We start from the raw sequence: 19,777 nt of genomic DNA, 5'->3' as shown, positions 1-19,777 counted from the left end.
GTTCAGGCTACCACCGGCTTCCGAGCGTAAAGCCCGTACGCCAGGATCAACGCGTAGCAGATCGCCGGGAGCAGCAGCGCGAAGTGCAGGCTGCCCGACTTGTCCGCCAGCATACCCGTCAGATACGGCACGATCGCGCCGCCGACGATCGCGGTGGCGATCACGCCCGAGCCTTCCGCCGCACGCTTGCCGAGACCTTCGGAGGCGAGGCTGAAGATCGTCGGGAACATCACTGCGTTCATCAGGCCGATCGCGAGCAACGCCCAGCCCGACAAAGCACCCTCGGTGTTCGCCGAGATTAGGATCAGCGCCAGCGTGCCCGTCGCGACGCCCGCGAGCACCTTGCCCGGCGACACCTTGTTCAGCACGTACGCGCCGATGAACCGGCCGACCAGCGCGCCGCCCCAGTAGAACGGCACGTGTTTGCCCGCGGCGACGTCGCTCAGGCCCATCACGCTCGGCTGCATGAGGTAATTGACGATCAGCGAGCCGACCGCGACTTCGGCGCCGACGTACAGGAAGATGCACGCCGTCCCCATCGCGAAGCGCGGGCGCTTCAGCAGCGTGAACGCGTGGAAGATGCTGCCGGTTTGGTCCTGCTCCTCGTTGAGCCGGTTGCGGCGGGTCCAGACGACCGCGGCGACGATCAGCAGCGCGATCGCAAGGCCGATATAGGTGTGGACGACGGTCCGCGACGATTCCGTCCGGTACGCATCAAGCGCGGCGCCGGTGAGCTTCGAGGAGTCGACCGTCGCCAGACCGCCGAGGATCAGCGCGGAGCCGACATACGGGAAGATGGTGGTGCCGAGCGAGTTGAACGCCTGCGCGAAGGTCAGCCGGCTCGAGGCGGACTTGGGATGGCCGAGCGCCGAGATCAGCGGGTTGGCGACGACCTGCACGACGGTGATCCCTGCGCCGAGCACGAACAGAGCGAACAGGAACATGCCGAAGCTCGCCTGCCCTGCGGCGGGGATGAACAACAGGCAGCCCGCGGTCATCGTCACAAGGCCGATCGACGCGGTCCGCATATAGCCCGCTTTCCGCACGATCGCGGCGGCGGGAATCGAGAACAGCGCATAGGCGAGGAAGAACGCCGACTGGACCAGCATCGCGGTCGCATGGTCGAGCGTGAAGAGCTCCTTCATCTTCGGGATGATGATGTCGTTCAGCGAGGTGATGCCGCCGAAGATGAAGAACAGCGCGAACACGAACACGCGCAGGTCGGGCGCATCGTAGCCGTGGCTGGCATCGCCCCCGGCTGCGGCGGTGGATTTGGTATCGACGTGCATCTGTATTGCGCCCTCTCGCGGTATTATTCGTGCGACATAAGCCGGGGGGCCGCCGCGTGGCAATGCCGGTTGGTGCGATCCCGTGCGGCGCGCTAGGACGGCGGACATGAGCCGCTTCACCGTCAACAACGAGCCGATCGAATACCGGCTCGACAATGATACGCCGCTGCTGTGGGCGCTGCGCGATGCGTCGAACCTGACGGGGACCAAATATGGCTGCGGCACAGGCCATTGCGGCGCGTGCACGGTCGATATCGACGGGCGCGCGATGCGGAGTTGTCGCGTGCCGATCGGGTCGATCGAGGGCGCGTACGTGACGACGATCGAGGGCCTGTCGAGGGAGCGCAATCATCCGGTGCAACTGGCGTTCATCGCGGAGGCGGTGCCACAATGCGGGTTCTGCATTCCGGGGATGATCATGGCGGCGGCGGCGTTGCTGAAGCGCAATGCGGACCCAGGCGAAGAACTGATCCGCGAGCAGATTACGAATCTGTGCCGGTGCGGGGTATATCCTCGGGTGGTCGAGGCGGTGCAGCGTGCTGGGCGAGCGATGCGCGGGGAAGAGGTGATCCCTGCGGGGCCTAGGCCGGGGATCGATCCGGCCGATTCCGCTCGGCTGGTGCCTGCGTTGGTGCCGCCGCCGGCGCGGTAGCGGGCGCTTCATTATCAACCAAAGCATGTTCTCCCGCGAAGGCGGCAGTCCAGTCTGGGCTCCCGCCTTCGCGGGAGAACAAGGAGGGCGCGCAGTTGGATAGGTCGCCCATGCAACTGCCGTCCGTGTAGCGACCGCCCCTGTAGCTGCCGCCACCCCGCCGCTGCACCACCCCGGCGGAGGCCGGGGCCCAGTTGGAACGTCCAGCGTGACAGATCGCAGCACGTCGTTACATTCCATCCCCAACTGGGCCCCGGCCTCCGCCGGGGTGGCGGCTACGACACGATGCAGCGATCAACCGCCCTCGCCCCCCAACCTGTCTGATCGCTGACGAACCCATTCAGCCTCTCCACACACCGATACTTCTAGACCCAACCCATCATAGGAGCCGGCTCGTGCGCCGGCAGTCGAGGACCACCGCGATGACGGGCAAGTTACTCAAACTCTTGATGGCAGCGTCGGCGTTGGTGCCGGCTACGACGATGGCGACCGCCGCCACCGCGCAGCAGGTCGACCAGGACCGCGGCGACCGCGGGGACCGCGGCAACGATGGTTCGCGCCAGGATCGTGGCCAGCGCCCTGATCGCGGTGACCGCCCCGACCGTGGACCGCGCCCGGACGGCCAGGCTTTCCAGCAGCAGCGTCCCGATCGTCCCGCCGCGCCGGACCAGGGCCAGCGCCCGCAGCGCGCCGACCTCGGCGTACAGGCTCAGGTACGTGGTGACGGCCCGGATGGTCGCGGCCGGCCCGACTGGAACGGTCAGCGTGGCAACGGCCAGGGGTGGAACGGCCAAAATCGTCCCGGCCCGCAAGCCGGTCAGGATCGCGGCGGCTGGAACCGCGACCAAGGACGCCCCGGCTTCGATCGCGGCAACCAACAGGTAAATCGCGGCCAGTTCGACCGCAACGGACGCAATGACGGTCGAGGCGACGGGCGCGCCGACAACCGCGGCGACTGGCGCAACGGCGGTCGCGACGGTTACCAGAACCGCCAGCCCAACCGCGCGTACGGCAACGTCCAGGGCTATGGCCGCGGTGGCTACAATCAGGGCCACTACAATCAAGGCGGCGCATGGAACCGTGGCTGGCGCAACGACAACCGCTACGCTTGGAGCAACTACCGCGCGTCTAACCGCGGCGCCTATCGCCTTCCGCGCTACTATGCGCCGAGCGGCTGGGGGTCGGGCTATCGTCGCTTCGGCGTTGGCTTCTCGCTGAACAGCATTCTGTACAACCAGAATTACTGGATCCAGGACCCGTACACCTACCGCCTGCCTGAGGCGTACGGCCCGTATCGCTGGGTGCGCTATTACAACGACGCGTTGCTGGTCGATCTCGACAGCGGTCGCGTGGTCGACACGGTGTACGACATCTTCTGGTAGGCGCCCCTCTAAGAATTGCGCCTACCCGTCACGCAGTAACAGGGGAGAGCCCCGTGGTGACAGACGTCGCCGCGGGGCTCTTGCATTTCCCCCTCTTGCCTTTCGGAGCCAGTTCGCCAAATCCTGCGGCGTGGGTATCTTTTCAAAAGCCAAGAAGGTCGATCCGGCCATGGCCCTCCGCCAGGCCGCCGGATCGCAGGTCGCCGCCCGGCTCAACGCCAATCCCGCGGTACAGCGTATCGCGATGGACACGTTGCAATTCTATTACCAGTCCGACTTCCTCGATCCCAAGACCTGCAAGCAGCTGATCGCGATGATCGATTCCAAGCGGCGGCCGTCGACCTTGCTGTCCGATCGCCCGAACAGCAGCTTCCGCACGAGCGAGAGCTGCGACATGGATCGCTGGTCACCCGAGGTACAGCCCACCGACGAGGCGATCGCGACCCTGCTCGGGATCGACCTGCTCCACGGCGAGACGATGCAGGGCCAGCGCTACGCCCCCGGCCAGCAATTCCGCGCGCACCACGATTATTTCCACGAGTCCGAAAGCTATTGGGCGAAGATGCAGGAGCAAGGCGGCCAGCGCACCTGGACCGCGATGGTGTTCCTCAACGACGTCCCCGAGGGCGGCGCGACGTGGTTCCCTCAGGCGGGCATCAAGATCGCTCCGAAACGCGGCATGCTGCTCGCATGGAACAACATGAACCCGGACGGGACGCCGAACGGGCTGACGCTACACGAGGGCATGCCGGTGATGGAGGGCGTGAAGTATATCGTGACCAAGTGGTTCCGCGAGCGGCCGTGGATCAAGTGAAGGGGCAGGCTGACCGTCGCGTAACTGCCCCCTCCTCCGTCGTGGAGCCCGCACTCCGAAGCCCCCGTCGCACATTGCCCGCCGCGCCCCCTCCCCGTTCGTCCTGAGTAGCCGTCGAGTAGTCGCCGAAGGCGGCGTATCGAGACGGCGTATCGAAGGACAGGTTGGGATGCGGAACCCATGCTTCGATACGCACCCTCGATACGCTTCTGCGAAGCTACTCGGTCGCTACTCAGCACGAACGGGTGCGGGGGGCGGGAGCGTCTTCTCCTTCCACCGCCCCCCACCAACAAGCCCCCTTTCCACCCCCTTCACGTCATCCTGACGAAAGTCAGGATCCAGAGCCATGAACGCCCACTTCCGTAATCCTGGATCCTGACTTTCGTCAGGATGACGGTGCGAGCGCTCGCCCAATGCACGGTCCGCTCGACAATCCCCCCGCAGCCACTACGTCCAAGGCATGACAGTTCTAGGCGTAACCTCCTCCATCCTCGGCCAACCCTGGCGCTGGCGCGCGCTCGCCGCCGACGGTCGGGACGGCTTTGGCGTCGACGCTTTCGGGGGCGGCTCGGGCGACGATCTCGTCACCCAGCTCCTGCTCGCTAGGGGCTGCCCCCGCGACGCGCTCGACGCGCACCGCACGCCGTCGATCCGCGCGTTCATGCCCGACCCGTCGATCTTCCGCGACATGGACCGCGCCGCCGAGCGCCTCGCCGACGCGGTGCAGGCCGGCGAACAGGTCGCGATCTTCGGCGATTACGACGTCGACGGCGCCACCTCCGCCGCGCTCATGGTGCTGGTCCTGCGCGACCTCGGCATCGAGGCCCGCCCGTACATCCCCGACCGCCTGCTCGAAGGCTATGGCCCGTCGGGCGAAGCACTCGTCCGCCTTGCCGGCGAAGGCGCCTCGCTGATCGTCACGGTCGACTGCGGCGCGCAAGCGTTCGACGCACTCGACGCCGCGCGCGACGCGAAGGTCGACGTGATCGTCATCGACCATCACAAATGCTCGACCGCGCTCCCGCACGCGCTGGCGCTGGTCAATCCCAACCGGCTCGACGAGACCGAGGGCGCCGCGCATGGCCATCTTGCCGCGGTCGGGATGTGCTTCCTCGCCGCCGCCGCGCTCGTCCGCACGCTCCGCGCACGCGGCTTCTTCAAGGACCGTGCGGAGCCGAAACTGATCGACCTGCTCGACATCGTCGCGCTTGGCACCGTCGCCGACGTCGCCCAACTCCGCGGCCTCAACCGTGCGTTCGTGTCGCAGGGCCTCAAAGTCATGGGCGCGCGCAAGAACATCGGCGTCGCCGCGCTGATCGAGGCGTCACGCCTGACTCGCAACCCGACCTGCACCGACCTCGGCTTTGCACTCGGCCCCCGCATCAACGCCGGTGGCCGCGTCGGTCGCGCCGACCTCGGCGTCCGCCTGCTGACCACGCAGGACCCGGACGAAGCCCGCCAGATCGCCACAGAACTTGATCGCCTCAACGAAGAACGTCGCGCAATCGAAACCGCCGTGCAGGAAGCCGCCGACCTCCTCTCCAGCCGAGACCGCGCGGTCGCCGTCGTCGCCGGCCACGGCTGGCACCCGGGCGTGATCGGCATCGTCGCCGGTCGCCTGAAAGAAAAGCTCGGTCGTCCCGCGATCGTCATCGCGATCGACGAGAACGGCATCGGCAAGGGTTCGGGCCGCTCGATCCCCGGCGTCGACCTCGGCGCCGCAGTGATGGCTGCACGCGAACACGGCTTGCTCGTCGCTGGCGGAGGCCATGCGATGGCCGCCGGCCTGACGATCAGCGAGGCCGCGATCCCCGCCTTCACCGACTTCCTCGAAGAGCGCCTCGCCGCCGCGGTCGAGCGCTCGAACGGCGACCGCGCGCTGCTGCTCGACGCGGTCCTCGCCGCCGGCGGCGTCAACCCCGGCCTCGTCGAATCGATGGAAGCCGGCGGCCCCTACGGCATGGGCTGGCCCGCGCCACGCGTCGCGATGGGCCCGGTCCGCGTCATCAAGGCGGATATCGTCGGCAACGGCCACGTCCGCACGATCGTCGCGGGCGACGACGGCCGCAGCATCAAGGCGATGGCGTTCCGCTCAGCCGAATCCGCACTCGGCCAGGCCCTGCTCGGTGCCGCCCCCCACCGCAAACTCTGGCTGGCGGGCCGCGCGAAGATCGACGACTGGTCCTCACGCCCCTCGGCCGAGCTTCATGTCGAGGACGCGGCGTGGGCAGACTAAATTCTTGTATCGAAACGCTTGACGCCTCGCCCCCTTCCCCTTAGTCGGCCTCCACCACGCAGGCCCCTTCGTCTAGCGGTTAGGACGCGGCCCTTTCACGGCTGAAGCACGGGTTCGATTCCCGTAGGGGTCACCAGCATCTGCCTAAGTGGCGGAATAGTGCGGTTTCTCGATTTTGACGGACGCTTTACCCATCCTTGTATACAAAGGATGTGCACAAAGTGATCCGTATGGCCGCCCCCTTCAAAGATCCTCGCACCGGCATTCTCTACTTTCGACGGGTCATCCCTGCCGCACTCCGCCCGTTCTTCGACGGTGGCGCAAGTGAGTATAAGCGAACCCTCGACACCCGCGATCCCGACGAAGCGCGCCAGCGCTATCATCCCCATGCCGTCGTCTACGAGCAGAAGCTCGCCGCCGCTCGCCGCACGCGGGCCAGCCACCACCTCCGCTCGGCACGCGCGATGGTCGACGACTTTCTCGACGGACAACCGGACGAGGATCTTCGCGGCGTGGCGCAGAAGCTCGCCGCGCTCGAACTCGGGGCATTCGACCATGCCAACGGCCTGACCGACGATGCGCCCGGCGCACGCTACGACTTCGGGATTTCGCCAGGCCTCGATGATCTTCGCGACCATGCGAGCAGGATCACCATGCTGTCCGCCGTTCCCGATCTCCTGCCGCTATCCTGGCTGGAGACGTTGCAGCGGGTCGCCGCCCTGCCCACCCTCGAACCGATCGAATGGTTCATCGCGGCGGTGGCCATGGCGAACGATCTGGGCTGGCCACTGACCCACGAGCTACACGGCGCAATCGGTCGTGCTTACCTCGACAGGCTCTGCGCGGCCTGCGCCATCAGGATCGATCCGGCGCGGACCCGGATCGTCCCGCCGTCGGTGCTTGTCGCAGGATCTACGGCGGTGGTGACGGCGCCGTCTGCTCATCCAACCGAACCAGAACTCCTTACGCCGCTCGGGAAGGCGGCACCCACGATCACCCAGGTCTATGAAGCCTGGGCCACGTCCGAGCCGCGCGAGGCCAAGCTCGTGGACGAATGGCGGACAGCGGTGAAGCGCTTCGCCCGGCTCCATGACGACCCGCCGGTCGATCGGATCACCACGTCGATGGTGCGTGCCTATCGCCGCACCTGCGCGGGGCTTCCAGCCCGTGCCGGACACAGGATCGCCGCCCTGCCCCTGTTGGAGCAGGTCGAATTGGCAGAGGCTGAGGGATTGCCAACGCTATCGCCTGCGACCGTCAACAAGGCGCTGTCGGCGATCCGGGTAACGCTCGAGCACGCGGTCGAGGAACTCGAGGTCATTGACGGCAACGTCGCCAAGACCGTGAAGTCGATGCCCAAGCGCTCGTTGGAGGACGCACGCCTCCCTTTCGAGTCGGACGACATGGTCAGGATCTTCACCTCGCCTCTGCCCGAGCGCAGTGGTGTGACGGCACGAACGCTGTTCTGGACACTGTTGCTCGCCCCGTTTACTGGTTGCCGCCTCGATGAGCTGGGCAAGCTTCGGCCCGGCAACATCAAGACCTATGACGGCATCCCCTACATCGCCATCGAACCGGATCGCTTGCGCGTCCGCCAGGAGCAGGAGGGACCGGCCAAGCGGATGAAGACGGCCAGCGCCAAGCGCGACATTCCGCTGCATTCCACCCTGCTCGAAGCAGGCTTTCTCGATATGGTCGCGGCGCGACGGGCAGAAGGCACCGAGTGGCTGTTCCCCGAACTCGAGACCAACAAATATGGCAGCCGCACACAACGGCTATCGCGCGTCATGAACGATTTTCTCGACGCCATCGGCCTGTCCGATCCCGAGCTCGTATTCTATTCATTCCGACACACCGGCAAGCGCGCCGTTCGGGGCAAGGTCGCGAAGGAAATCGTCGACCTTCTGTTCGGTCACGCGGACGGATCGGTCAGCACCTTATATGGCCGCGGTGCCGCCATGACGGTTCTACGTGATGCCATCGAGCAGATCCAATATCCTGCCGTTGACTGGAAGCCTGTTGTCACGATGGCGCGGACAATGACGTAATCGGGCGGACTGCTCGCGAGCAGCTTCTATTCGCGAGAGGCAGACAGCGGCTGTTCTGTAAGTGTGGCACCACTCTGTTGTGACACGATAGCGCCTTCATTGCTGGTTGAAACCCGCCTATGCCGGCGATCAATCCGCGCTAGACGATCAACAATTCAATGGCCGATGACAAGGCGGCGTGGACGAATTGGCCGCGGTGGGCTGGCTTGCCATTGCCGCGTGAGAAGACCCGAAGCACCTCGGCGCGCGCATTGGCATCACTGCCGTGCTGCACACAGAAAGCTCGGCGATGACCCATTTCAGACATTCAGACGCTCTTTTCAGCTCCCCAACTTCGGCCCCTCGTTCATATCGCGGCAGCGACGGTCGGAGCGGCAGGCTTTGGGACCTTTCTGCCATTCCCGAGATGCATGTCGAACGTCAGGTCTTTCCAGGATCGGACATTTAGCGCTCGCCTGACTCGCATCGCAGACCGACAGAAACCAGGCCGTTGCGATCCGCCAGCTTTCGGCTCCGCAATCTGCCAACACTCCCGCTGTTTGTCCTCGCAAGCCAAGCGAGTCTCGAACATTGGCTCTGCCAGCAAACTTCGTTGCCATGATTCGGATGCCAGGCCGGACTGCGATCCCTTGCCAAAGCGGCCAACGCAGATCGGCCTTCTGCGGGGGCCTAGCGGCGGGCCAAGCGGACCGCGAAGTCATCGACCAGCGATTCCGCCATCGTCAGGCACTCGCGGTCCTCGAAGGTGATCCGCAGCGGCAGGCGGCGTTCGGCTGCGTCGCTCAGGTTAGACGCATTGACGCGGGCGGTTATCAAACCCCGGACCTCACCTTCGTCGCTTGCCCAGACCCGGAAGGAAAACTCTTCCTCGTCGCGGCCATGGCGCCACGCTTTGCATTCGAGCGACAGCACCTCGGTCTGATCGGACCTGCCCTCCCTCCAATAGAAGACGTCGTCATCACGTCGGGGCGGCATCGTCGGGAAATACGGTCGCGACAGCAGGGACGGATCGCGTCCTAGCCAATCGTGCGCCAGCATGCTGACCGACCGCGGCATCGGCTTGGGCGGTGTCGGCGGCAGCGAAAGCTCGAGCCAGCTACCTCGCTTAGGCCCCTCGTCGTCGTCACCGTCCTGGCGATACCCACTCAGTTTGAAGTCGCCCGACGCCTCGACCTCAACGAGCACGTCATTGGCGGGCCGAGAACCTGTATTGGTCGCGCAGAAGATCGCGCGCGGCCATTCCCGCCGACGGTTCCATTCCGCATGGAAGCCGGCAATTTTCCTGCGGACGCCGGAGAGCCAGTCACGATAGTCGCTTTCATATTTCTCGACGTCGGCTTGGGTGACTGGGGTCATGCCCAGGCTCGGGTAGCTGATCTCCGACAAATCGAAGCCGCGGCCAGTCGCCCGCGGCTTCGCATATTTCGCCGCGGCGACGGGCGTGACGGCAGCCATCGGCGCAAGGGCGCCGACGCGTGCGACTAGCCGGTCGACCTCCTCTGGGATTATCGGTTGGTAGCGCTTCATGGTGACCTCGAGCCGCTCGATCTCGTTCCCGTCCGCATCGATGAAGCGATGTTCGAGCGTAGGCTCGGTCGCCTTGAGACGAGCGATCTCGGCATCGCGCCGGGCGAGTTCGCGTGCGCTATCGTCCTTCTCAGGCTCCTTGAGCCAATGATCGGGCATCAATCGCACGGGGAGCCCGAACTCTTCAGCAGCCAACGCCGCGAAATTGTCGCCGGTGAGCAAGACGACATTTTCACCCTGATCGAGCCGGGCAAGCGCCTGGTTGATGATGGCCTGGTCGTCGTGACCGACGTCGAGACCTTGGCGTTGCGGTGCAAGGTTGGTCTTGCCCGGTGAGAGCCGCAGCATGACGCGGGGAGTCGACTCAACAAGGACTTCGCTCTTGTCCGCGCTGCTCATCAGTTCGCGGACCTTGGTGCTGTAGGCGCGCGCTACCTTCCCAGCCCGGCCTGGCCGGGTCTTCAGGCGGTCCAGCTCGCGAATGACGGGGCCGCACAGCACGAGGTCAATCGGCCCGGTCCCGAATTCCGACCAAGGCAGGTCGTGCAATGCCCGTCCCTGCACGAGGACGTTAGTGTCGGGGAAGATGATAAGAGGCGGACGATCGCTCATTGTGTCGCTCTAGCATTCCGGCGGTGAAGACGCATCGTCGTCGAGCGCGAGGAGTGCATCGTGGAACAGCGTCTCCAACGTGCCGTCGGCGGCCGCGATGCCGAACGCGCAGGGAGAGTTGTCCGGCGGTTCACGTAGTCTTGCCATAGCCGCACCGGATCACGCCGAGGCTGGCGCGGCAACCGATATCGACCATCAAGTGAAAAAAAACGCAGTGCGATCGCGACCAAAGGAGATACGTTTGCCCCGCGAAAAGGCTGTGAGCCGATGTGGCGGTTATCGACAAAGCGCCCACAAAGTGACTTCAGTGTGCCGATGAAGATCGCGACAAGAATTAGCGGGAACGTCCACCAGGTGCCACGGGATGCTTGATTTTACCCGGATCATCGCCGGTGTTGCCGGCCAGCGCGAGACGTTTGAGGAACTGGTTTGCCAGATCGCCAGGCGCGTGCCGCCGAAGGGAAGCTCCGAGTTCCGACGGATTCATGGCGCGGGGGGCGACGGCGGGGTCGAAGCCGTCTGGCTACTGAAGAACGGCGAGGAGGTCGGATACCAGGCCAAATACTATGTCACCTCCGCCGGCATCGACTGGGCCGCGATCGACAATTCGGTCGACACCGCGCTCTCTACCCACTCGGCGATGACGACGATGCACATCGCCATCGCCTGCTCACTCACCGGGCCCACGAGGCGGCGGACCAAGGCGGGCGCGCCTACCGTCAACGGCTGGAGCGAGTGGGACACGCGTAAGGCCAAATGGACGGCTAATGCGGCGGTTCTCGGCCGGGCGGTCGAATTCGTCCCCTGGACGGCACCAGACCTCGAGGAACTCCTCACCAGACCGGAGACGATTGGACTCTCCGATTACTGGTTCGGCGCGATTGAAATGACGCCAGAGCGGCTTACGGCGGAATGCCAACGAACGGTCGACGCACTCGAGGAACGGTATCACCCCGAGGACCACGTCGACGTATCGACGCGGTCGGTCTTTGACGGCCTGCTGCACAACGCCGCCCTCGGCCAAACCATCGCGACGACGCGCGCGGTTCTCGTCGATACACGACGCCTCGGCCGTCGGCCGGCCATACTGGGCAGCGCGGACGGTGCGCGACTGGATACGATCGACGCGCTGGCCACAAAGCTGATCAACAGCATGGCGCAGCCTCCCGGCCCGCGCGACGCAGCAGCATACCCCAGCTGGGAGAGCACCGCGCTCGAACTGCGAAAGCTGCTGTTCGAGTCGATCGAGGCCGACGGCGACCTCTTGCGCAAGGCCAAGGCCGCCCCGTCCGACGGGACGACGCCGATTCCGATCGAAGAAGGCAATGACCGAGCCTCCCTCGACTATCATCTCCATGGCTTGCGAAAATTGCAGGACGCCGTTGGCGACGTACTGCAACTGACCGCGTCCAGCGCGTGCAGGGCCGATGCGACACGCTTCGCCCTGCTCGACGGGAGAGCTGGCTCGGGCAAATCGCACCTCATCGCCTCCGAGATCGAGCGCGCGCTGGCAAGCCGCGCGCCGGCCCTATTCATGATCGGGACGGACTTCACCACCCACGGCACGCCCGAGAACCAGACGCTAGCCCACTTCGAATGGGGCCAGTCCACCTTCGACAAGATGCTGGGTGCGCTGTCGGCCCGGGCCGAGGCGGAAGGGACACGGGGACTCGTCGCGATCGACGCGCTCAATGAAGGTGCCGGCGCGGCGCTCTGGAGGAGCACGCTACAGGGGTTTGCGCGACGGGTGCTGGCCTTCCCCAATCTGGCGCTGTGCGTGTCATGCCGGCGCGAATACTTGGACCACCTGATCATGCCCGCGGTCGCGCAGATGGCGACGACGGTCGAGATCACGGGCTTCGAGACCCCCGCCGACATCGAGCGGGCCGCGCGCGTCTATATGGACAAGCGCGGGATCGTACGCCCGGCAACGCCTTGGCTAAACCCCGAATTCTCCAATCCGTTGTTTCTGCGGACGACGTGCCTTGCGCTCCAGGCCGAGGGGCGTACCGCTTTCCCCCGCGGGATGCGGGGCACCAGCGAGGTGCTGAGCTTCTACTTGACGTCAACCGGTCGGCATCTCGGCACGAGCTATGACGGTAGCGATATGCTCGTCGGACCGCTGCGCTCGGCCGTGCTGGCGCTGGCGACGTCCATGGCGGACGCAATGCGGGACAGCGTCCCGCGCGGCGACGCGCACCGGATCGTCGATCAGGCGTTCGAAGGGTTCGCCCCTCCAGCGAGCAAGACCTGGCTCGAGACCCTCCGCTTTCGGGGGCTGCTCAGATACGATCCTGACCCAAGCACCGACCCCAAGGATCCGTTCGCGGTCCCTGTCGACGTGGTCCGCTTCTCGTTCCAGCGTTTCGGCGACCATCTCGTGGCCCGTGCACTGCTCGAAGGGGTGCCGTCCCCCGCTGGCCTATTCGATCCCGGCGGCAAGCTCGCCTTTCTTCTCGCAAAATATGGTGTCGCCTACGAGTGGAGCGGGCTGTTCTACGCGCTCTTCCTGCATTTCGCCGACCGCTATGGCGTGGAACTGGTCGATGAGCTGCCGGGCGGGTTCGACGACTTTTGGGACAAGTGGCCGGTCGAGGACGCCTTCGTCGACAGCATCCGCTGGCGTTCGCCAACGGCCTTCTCCGACCGGACGCTCGAACTGCTCAACCGCCTCAGCCGACATGAGGAGGACGTCACCGCGCTGCTGGTAGAACTCGCGGTCATCGAGGATCACCCCTGGAACGTCGAGCTCCTCCACCGCAACCTGATCTCGCGGACCATCGCCGAGCGCGACGCCTTTTGGACAGTGGCGATCAACGCCGCCCATGACGATCCTGGTCATCCACTCGTCCGCCTCACGGACTGGAGCCTGAATTCAGGCGTCGGCCAGGCTTCCGACGCTACCCTGGGCCTCGCGCTCGCGACCCTCGCCTGGAGCTGCGCCAGCACGAGCGCCCGCATCCGCGACACGGCGTCGAAGGCGGTGCTCTCGATCCTCGCGACCCGCCCCGCGCTCGCCGCGCCGTTGTTCGAGCGTTTCACCAGCTGCGACGATCCTTACGTCGTGGAACGGCTCTACGCCGCGCTGTACGGAGCAGCGCTGAGGACGCTGGATCCCGCCACCCTGGGCAAATTCGCGAGCGTCGCCTGGAGTAACTGCTTCGAGGGCGGCGCCCCAGTTCACCTGCTTGCCAGGGACTACGCGCGCGGGACCATAGAACTGGCCGTGTCGGCGGGCTCGTGCGATCCATCCGTCGATCTCGTGCGCTGCCGCCCGCCTTACGGCTCAACGACACCCAGCTTCAGCGTCACGAAGGCTCGCGTCGACGCCCGCGGCGAGCGGGTCGGCGCGCATTCGATCCTGAGTTCCTGCTATGACGGCCTCGCCGACTTCGGCCGCTACGTCCTGGAAGGACGCGTGCATCGCTTCTCGGAAGCTCGCCTGTCCGGGCCACGTCCGATCACGGCGGACGAAAGCGGGGAGGCGTTCTTCAAGGAAGTCGTCGCCGGCCGGAGCGACGTCGAGAGCGCGTTCTCCGAGTTCCGCACCGCCTATGCAGAAAGGCGCGTCAGCTTCGATCGCGACTCTTTTGAGGTAATCGTTCCTCCCGCCGACCGTCGCCGAATCGTCCGCGCGACGGCATCGCTCCTAGCGCTCCTGACGCCGGCGCAGCGCAAGCGCTACGCGGCCGAGGCGAACGCCTGGGTGACGGGAAGCGGTGGCCACGAGTGGATCATCCCAGGCAAGGGTAAGGGCGCGGAGTTCGATGCGCAGAAATGCAAGGTCTGGGTGGCCAACCGGGCGCTCTCGTTCGGTTGGACGGCGGAACGGTTCCCGGGCGACCGATATCTTTCCGGAAGAAGCGAACGGGGCGGTCGCATCGAGCGGATAGGCAAGAAATATCAGCGAATCGCCATGATGGAGCTGCTGGCGCGCCTCGCCGACAACTTCTGGATGAAGCCGCAATGGGGAAGCGGTGCCGCGGTCTACGACAATCCCCTCGACGTCGAGTTCACCCGCGACCTCGAACCCTCGATCATGCCTGCCGACCAAGAGACGACGACGCGGGCCGACCTGCCGCAGGTCCCGCCACTCGTCTGCGAACCGCTGCCGGTCGAGCGGAGGGGCGACTGGGTGGCGGATCCGGGCCTGCCTGGCAGCCGTCTCGCCTTGGCAACCTGCCCTGACCTCGGCGAGCCGGGCTGGTTGACCCTCTATCGCTACGCGGGGCACGACATCGACGCCGAACGCGAGGACCGGCACCTGGATGCGCCGTGGCTCCAGAGCGACTTCCACTTCCTCGCCGCCGTCCTCCTCTCTCCCGACGACAGGGCGCGCCTGATCAAAGACGCAGTCGCCGACGCATACGACTTCCACGAATGGCTACCGGGCCAGACGACCGACGGTCCCTACGTCGGCGAGCTGGCGCGACGCGACACGTGGCGCGATGAACCGTGGACGACACTCGACGCTCGCCTGATCGGAAAGTCCCGCAGTTACAGGGTTATACGGCCCACCGCAGACTTCCTCTGGGAGAGCCATCTCGACGGGAGCCTGCCTAACGGGTTCTCCCGGCACGTGCCGATACCCTGGTTGATCCGTGGTCTGGGACTCACGGCGGATACGAATAACATCGGCGTCTTCCTCGATGCGAAAGGAGCACCAACGATCGTCACGGGGAGTGCCACGGGTAGCGATCGGGGCAGTTACGTCCTTGTCCGCCGCGACCCGTTCCTAGACTTGGTACGGAAGAACGACCTCGAGCCGATCTGGACAGTGATCGGCGAACGCCGCGCGACGACGCTCAAGAAGAAGCGACACCCAGACATCCGCGTGCGCTACAATGGATTGCTTTGGTTCGAGGGCAATACGGAGAGGCATGTGCACTGGTCGAACAACGACTAGATACGCTCCTTTGGTCAGCTTGTTGAGGTGCAGAGGACAAGGTGAACAAACGGCAGATTTCGGGCTTGCGGCGGGTCAGCCTAAATGGCCGAAGCTAGGGCGCGTTGCTGGCAGACCGTTTCGCGCCGACCGAACGGCAGGTTCTGGTAGAAGCTACTGCTGGAGGCCCGACCGGCGAACGGCGCATTTTGGTCGAGAGCTGCCGCCAGCGAGACGGCGGCGCTAACACATAGTCAGCCGTTCGTGGAATTGATGCGACCTCCCGGAAGCAAACGTTCGTTCACGTTGCTAGTCACACGGGCCCGGCACACACAACGGCTGACCAGAATATGATCTCAAATGGTATCAGATACTGGTCACCAGCTATCAGCGGTCTCGACCCATGTGTGGACGGCCCTCCGTTGGCAAGCTTGAACAGTCGCGTTGCAATGCTGGTTGGTGCGGCCATGTGTCCGACCTGTTAGTGCGGCTCATAGCGCCGCTGGCCATAATGCCATTCGCGCGGTTCGGGTCCCGATCAGTTATACGCGCTTGATGCGCTTGGGTCTTTGTGGGTTTTCCCGATCCGGCGGTTCAACCGGCTTGTTGCATTAGCTCCTATCCGCCCTTTCCAACCTCGTCCGGTGCGGTCGCCCGCCCCGTATCCTGTTACACGATCTGCGGCTCGCGATACCGTTCGCCACTGGCCATCATCGCCCAGATCATGCGGGCGTTCTTGTTGGCTAGCGCGACCGCGGCGACCTTGGCCTTCCGCCTGGCAAGCAGTTGCACGAGCCAGGGCCGCTTGGCCCCGTTCCGCTCGGCATAGCGCACGACTGCCATAGCGCCGACGATCAGCATCTGACGCAGATATTGGTGGCCCGCCTTCGTGATGCTGCCCAGCCGCTCCTTTCCACCGCTCGAGTTCTGCCGCGGCACCAGGCCTATCCAGGCAGCAAGGTTGCGGCCCGAGCGGAAGATCGCGGGGTCAGGAACCGTGGCGACGATGGCGCTGGCGAGCAGTGGACCCACGCCGGGTATCTCCATCAGCCGGCGACCGAGCTCGGTCTCGCGTGCGCTCGCCAGGATGCGACGATCGTTCTCGAGGATCTGCTCCTTTACGATGCGCAGCTGCGCTGCCAACATCTCCAGGCAGAACCGCGCATCGGCTGGTACGCGCTCATCAGTAGGATCAGCGATCACGTCGAGGAGCTGCTCGATGCCGTTTCTACCAATTGGCGCCGCAATCCCGAACTCGGCCAAGTGCGCCCGCATCGCGTTCGACAGCTGCGTGCGCTGGCGGTTTAGGATCAGGCGGACACGATGAAGCATCATCGCGCTCTGCTGCTCGGGCGACTTGATCCCGACGAAGCGCATGGTCGGCCGGGTCACTGCCTCGCAGATCGCCTCGGCATCCGCCGCATCGTTCTTGCCTCGCTTGACGTACGGCTTCACGTACTGCGCCGGCATCAGCTTCACGTCATGCCCGAGCGCGACCAGCTCGCGCGCCCAGAAGTGTGATGTCGCACACGCCTCAATGCCGATCAGACACCGGGGCAGCTTGGCGAAGAACTTCAACATCCGCCCACGCGTCAGACGCTGGCGAACAACCGCTGCGCCATCAGCATCCACTCCGTGCACCTGAAACACGTTCTTCGCGATATCTAGACCGATCGTTGTGACGTTTCCCATCGTGACTCTCCTTCGACTCTCCGCAGGACATACTGCTTGAGGGTTGGAGAGCCGTCCACGTCATCAGTTGTGGACGTTCACGGGGTAATTTCCGCTCCCCAACTTCGGCCCTTCGTTCATGTCGAGGCGGGGCTCATGTGGCACGCATTTACCTGCCTGACGACACGCCGAATTTCCCGAAAACGATGGTGTTTTAAGAACTGCTAGCCGGCTGGGATCTTTGCCGGTTCGCCCGTGTCCGGGTGTTCCCACGGCATAACGCAACGCCGTATGATTTCGCCAAGGCGGCGGTAGGTCGCTTCCCGTGGCGATGACGAACGCCATATCATCGTCAGGTCACGCACTGGCGCCCGCTTCGCCAGCGGCCGTGCGACGATCAGCTTCTCGCGCAGCACGTCTGATCGGACATACAGCGCGGGGAGGAGCGACAGGCCCATGCCGGTCGTCACCATGAGACGCAGCGTATCGAGCGTTGTCCCGGCATAATCATCGACCTCGATCGCGCCAAACTCGGCACAGAGTGAAGCGATCTGGTCATGCAGCCGTGGTGAGCGATCCATGACAAGAACCGTTTCACCAGCAAGATCCTCCGGACACACTACCTCACATCGGGCAAGCCGGTGATCGCTTGGCATAACGAGATGCAGCGGCTCCCGGATCAACCGGGCAGAAGTGAAATCGGGCTGGGTGGGTCCATGCGGCAAGAGGAGCACGTCATGCGTGCCGTCCGACAGTTTCCCCGGCAGGCTTTCCAGCCTGTCCTCACGCACGACGATCCGCAGATCAGGGAACGTCTCGCGAAGCGCCGGCATTGCTAGCGACAGGACGTACCCGCCAACTGTCTGGAGAACACCCATTTGAAGCGTTCCCTGTAGTGCGGCGGGATCGTCACGGCGCGCGATTTCCCGAATATCCTCAATCTCGGAAAGGACGAAGCGCGCACGGCGGGCTATCTCGGTGCCAACCGGCGTCAGCACCACGCGGGCGCGCGTACGCTCGACCAATTGCGTGTTCAGTCGGCCCTCTAGCTCCTTCAACTGCATGCTGAGCGTGGGCTGGGTGACACGACACTGATCGGCTGCACGGCTGAAGCTAAGCGTGTCGGCGACGGCCACGAGGTAGCGCAGCTGTTGAATGCGAGGCATCACCAACCTTATAGCCAACCTCTATAAGCGGCAATGCAACTTCCGATTTTCTCATGATGATCGGGCCTGCTACCGATAGAGGGTCCACGACGATCGGCATTCCAACTGTCATTCGGACAACTTCTCACCATTGATCCGCACGTCCTGCCGGCGGTGCCGATACCGCAAAGGCAGGATTGCGCATGGCTGCTCATCATCAGACAGGTGCCCAAGTACGCTTTGCCTTCCTTCGCAGCGAGGCTGCTGGTGGCCTGCTGCTCATGGGCGCTGCGGCGCTGGCGATGATTGCGGCCAACCTGCCCGGAACGCACGCTTACCACGACGTTCTGCACGTGGTCGTTGGGCCGACATTATCTGACCAGCTAGGCCCGATGACGCCGCACCTTTGGATCAACGACGGCTTCATGGCTCTATTCTTCCTGCTGGTAGGTCTCGAACTGAAGCGCGAGTTTCTAGAGGGCAGACTGTCGCGCTGGTCCGACCGGACGATGCCTGCCGTAGCTGCCACAGCCGGCATGGCTATCCCGGCGCTGATCTATCTGCTCGTAGCATGGTCCGATCCGTTGTTGCACGGCGGATGGGCGATCCCCGCGGCGACCGATATCGCCTTTGCGTTGGGCGTACTGGCGCTGCTCGGCAACCGCGTGCCGGCCTCGCTGAAACTATTCCTCATGTCGGTCGCGATCGTCGATGATCTCGGCGCAGTCGCTATTATCGCGCTGTTCTATACGGCGTCGATCGACGCGCTGGCGATCACCGCTGCCGCGGGGATCTTCGGGGTCATGCACCTGCTCCGCTGGCGGGGTGTGAACGCGCTGACGCCCTATCTCATCTTGGCGGCGCTGCTCTGGTACGCGGTGCTACTCTCCGGCGTCCATGCAACGATCGCGGGCGTCCTCGCCGCAACCGCCATCCCGCTTCGCGCGAGCGGCGACGGGGATGCGGGCGCACCGCTGCACCGTCTCGAGCACGCCTTGGCACCACTGGTGGGGCTGCTGATCGTCCCGCTGTTTGGGTTCGCCAATGCCGGCGTCTCGCTGGGCGATATCGGGTGGCAGACGATTATCGCTCCCTTGCCGTTGGGCGTCGCTGCCGGCCTGTTTCTTGGCAAGCAGCTCGGCATCTTCGGCGCATTGCAGATCGGCAGGCGGCTTAGGCTGTTCGGTGCTTTGCCCGGTGCCAGTATGATGCAGACATACGGTGTCGTTCTGCTGTGCGGCATCGGCTTCACAATGAGCCTGTTCATCGGTGCCCTTGCATTCCCGGCATCTCCGCATCTCGCAGAGGAAGCGAAGATCGGCATCCTGCTGGGATCGATGATGTCCGCGCTCGCCGGATATGGCGTTCTGCGGTTCTCCCGGCCCAAGGCCTTCCCGGCGTCGATGATCTAGTTGCCAGCGCCCGACTGACCACCGCCACCAAGCCTTCATCATTCTACCCGCTGTCGCGGATACCCAAGGACGCCTGCCATTTCCCGCGAACATGTTCCCGTCGC

General features: G+C 64.8%; 13 protein-coding genes and 1 tRNA gene. 8 read left to right on the top strand and 6 right to left on the bottom strand.

Annotation, left to right across the window (positions count from 1 at the left end):
* Nucleotides 1–2 precede the first annotated feature (2 nt).
* Nucleotides 3–1,289 carry a sugar MFS transporter gene (locus tag C8J46_RS09590; protein ID WP_132738021.1) on the bottom strand — a complete coding sequence of 429 codons (1,287 nt, stop codon included), beginning with the start codon at nt 1,287–1,289 and terminating at the stop codon, nt 3–5.
* Between the two features lie 106 nt (nt 1,290–1,395).
* Here C8J46_RS09590 and C8J46_RS09585 point away from each other — a divergent pair, with 106 nt between their 5' ends.
* From C8J46_RS09585 to C8J46_RS09560, 6 genes are all read left to right on the top strand, one after another.
* On the top strand, nt 1,396–1,941 hold the full coding sequence (locus C8J46_RS09585; RefSeq protein ID WP_132738018.1) for a (2Fe-2S)-binding protein: 546 nt from the start codon (nt 1,396–1,398) through the stop codon (nt 1,939–1,941).
* Nucleotides 1,942–2,363: 422 nt separating this feature from the next.
* Nucleotides 2,364–3,323 carry an RcnB family protein gene (locus C8J46_RS09580; protein WP_132738015.1) on the top strand — a complete coding sequence of 320 codons (960 nt, stop codon included), beginning with the start codon at nt 2,364–2,366 and terminating at the stop codon, nt 3,321–3,323.
* Between the two features lie 169 nt (nt 3,324–3,492).
* The gene (locus C8J46_RS09575; protein ID WP_132738012.1) at nt 3,493–4,137 is read left to right on the top strand and encodes a 2OG-Fe(II) oxygenase; all 645 of its coding nucleotides are present in this window, start codon (nt 3,493–3,495) and stop codon (nt 4,135–4,137) included.
* A 460-nt stretch (nt 4,138–4,597) separates the two neighbouring features.
* Nucleotides 4,598–6,373, top strand: a complete 1,776-nt coding sequence (gene recJ / locus C8J46_RS09570; RefSeq protein ID WP_132738010.1) for a single-stranded-DNA-specific exonuclease RecJ — start codon at nt 4,598–4,600, stop codon at nt 6,371–6,373.
* A gap of 61 nt (nt 6,374–6,434) precedes the next feature.
* Nucleotides 6,435–6,509: transfer RNA gene (locus C8J46_RS09565), tRNA-Glu, on the top strand.
* 328 nt (nt 6,510–6,837) lie between these two features.
* The gene (locus C8J46_RS09560) at nt 6,838–8,421 is read left to right on the top strand and encodes a site-specific integrase (RefSeq protein ID WP_165886509.1); all 1,584 of its coding nucleotides are present in this window, start codon (nt 6,838–6,840) and stop codon (nt 8,419–8,421) included.
* Nucleotides 8,422–8,560: 139 nt separating this feature from the next.
* Here C8J46_RS09560 and C8J46_RS20800 read toward each other — a convergent pair whose 3' ends face one another.
* The 3 genes from C8J46_RS20800 to C8J46_RS20795 form a co-directional block, all read right to left on the bottom strand.
* On the bottom strand, nt 8,561–8,728 hold the full coding sequence (locus C8J46_RS20800; protein WP_165886485.1) for a hypothetical protein: 168 nt from the start codon (nt 8,726–8,728) through the stop codon (nt 8,561–8,563).
* 362 nt (nt 8,729–9,090) lie between these two features.
* Nucleotides 9,091–10,560 carry a PIN domain-containing protein gene (locus tag C8J46_RS09555; RefSeq protein WP_132738004.1) on the bottom strand — a complete coding sequence of 490 codons (1,470 nt, stop codon included), beginning with the start codon at nt 10,558–10,560 and terminating at the stop codon, nt 9,091–9,093.
* Nucleotides 10,561–10,569: 9 nt separating this feature from the next.
* Nucleotides 10,570–10,707, bottom strand: coding sequence for a hypothetical protein (locus C8J46_RS20795; RefSeq protein WP_165886508.1), 138 nt, complete (start codon nt 10,705–10,707; stop codon nt 10,570–10,572).
* A gap of 217 nt (nt 10,708–10,924) precedes the next feature.
* Between C8J46_RS20795 and C8J46_RS09550 the strand changes: the two genes are divergently transcribed.
* The gene (locus tag C8J46_RS09550) at nt 10,925–15,466 is read left to right on the top strand and encodes a hypothetical protein (protein WP_132738001.1); all 4,542 of its coding nucleotides are present in this window, start codon (nt 10,925–10,927) and stop codon (nt 15,464–15,466) included.
* 648 nt (nt 15,467–16,114) lie between these two features.
* On the opposite strand, the gene C8J46_RS09545 is transcribed toward C8J46_RS09550, so the two are convergent.
* Together C8J46_RS09545 and C8J46_RS09540 are read right to left on the bottom strand one after the other, a co-directional pair.
* Nucleotides 16,115–17,137: an IS110 family transposase gene (locus C8J46_RS09545; RefSeq protein ID WP_132737998.1), complete on the bottom strand. Its 1,023-nt coding sequence runs from the start codon at nt 17,135–17,137 to the stop codon at nt 16,115–16,117.
* 203 nt (nt 17,138–17,340) lie between these two features.
* Entirely contained in the window at nt 17,341–18,282 is a 942-nt protein-coding gene (locus C8J46_RS09540) for a hydrogen peroxide-inducible genes activator (protein WP_132737995.1), read from the bottom strand.
* A gap of 182 nt (nt 18,283–18,464) precedes the next feature.
* Between C8J46_RS09540 and nhaA the strand changes: the two genes are divergently transcribed.
* The gene (nhaA, locus tag C8J46_RS09535) at nt 18,465–19,673 is read left to right on the top strand and encodes a Na+/H+ antiporter NhaA (RefSeq protein WP_132737992.1); all 1,209 of its coding nucleotides are present in this window, start codon (nt 18,465–18,467) and stop codon (nt 19,671–19,673) included.
* The last annotated feature ends 104 nt before the right edge of the window (nt 19,674–19,777 follow it).

The sequence above is a fragment of the Sphingomonas sp. PP-F2F-A104-K0414 genome, assembly GCF_004340945.1.
Classification (GTDB): Bacteria; Pseudomonadota; Alphaproteobacteria; order Sphingomonadales; family Sphingomonadaceae; genus Sphingomonas.
Note: the sequence above shows the minus strand (reverse complement) of the source record. Positions and strands in the feature narration are given on the sequence as shown.

Coding starts and splice junctions, on each gene's coding strand:
- C8J46_RS09575 (WP_132738012.1), top strand. CDS start 3,493: ATGGCCCTCCGCCAGGCCGCCGGATCGCAGGTCGCCGCCCGGCTCAAC.
- nhaA (WP_132737992.1), top strand. CDS start 18,465: ATGGCTGCTCATCATCAGACAGGTGCCCAAGTACGCTTTGCCTTCCTT.
- C8J46_RS09585 (WP_132738018.1), top strand. CDS start 1,396: ATGAGCCGCTTCACCGTCAACAACGAGCCGATCGAATACCGGCTCGAC.
- C8J46_RS09550 (WP_132738001.1), top strand. CDS start 10,925: ATGCTTGATTTTACCCGGATCATCGCCGGTGTTGCCGGCCAGCGCGAG.
- C8J46_RS09590 (WP_132738021.1), bottom strand. CDS start 1,289: ATGCACGTCGATACCAAATCCACCGCCGCAGCCGGGGGCGATGCCAGC.
- C8J46_RS09560 (WP_165886509.1), top strand. CDS start 6,838: ATGGTCGACGACTTTCTCGACGGACAACCGGACGAGGATCTTCGCGGC.
- C8J46_RS09555 (WP_132738004.1), bottom strand. CDS start 10,560: ATGAGCGATCGTCCGCCTCTTATCATCTTCCCCGACACTAACGTCCTC.
- C8J46_RS09540 (WP_132737995.1), bottom strand. CDS start 18,282: ATGCCTCGCATTCAACAGCTGCGCTACCTCGTGGCCGTCGCCGACACG.
- C8J46_RS09545 (WP_132737998.1), bottom strand. CDS start 17,137: ATGGGAAACGTCACAACGATCGGTCTAGATATCGCGAAGAACGTGTTT.
- recJ (WP_132738010.1), top strand. CDS start 4,598: ATGACAGTTCTAGGCGTAACCTCCTCCATCCTCGGCCAACCCTGGCGC.
- C8J46_RS20795 (WP_165886508.1), bottom strand. CDS start 10,707: ATGGCAAGACTACGTGAACCGCCGGACAACTCTCCCTGCGCGTTCGGC.
- C8J46_RS20800 (WP_165886485.1), bottom strand. CDS start 8,728: ATGTCTGAAATGGGTCATCGCCGAGCTTTCTGTGTGCAGCACGGCAGT.
- C8J46_RS09580 (WP_132738015.1), top strand. CDS start 2,364: ATGACGGGCAAGTTACTCAAACTCTTGATGGCAGCGTCGGCGTTGGTG.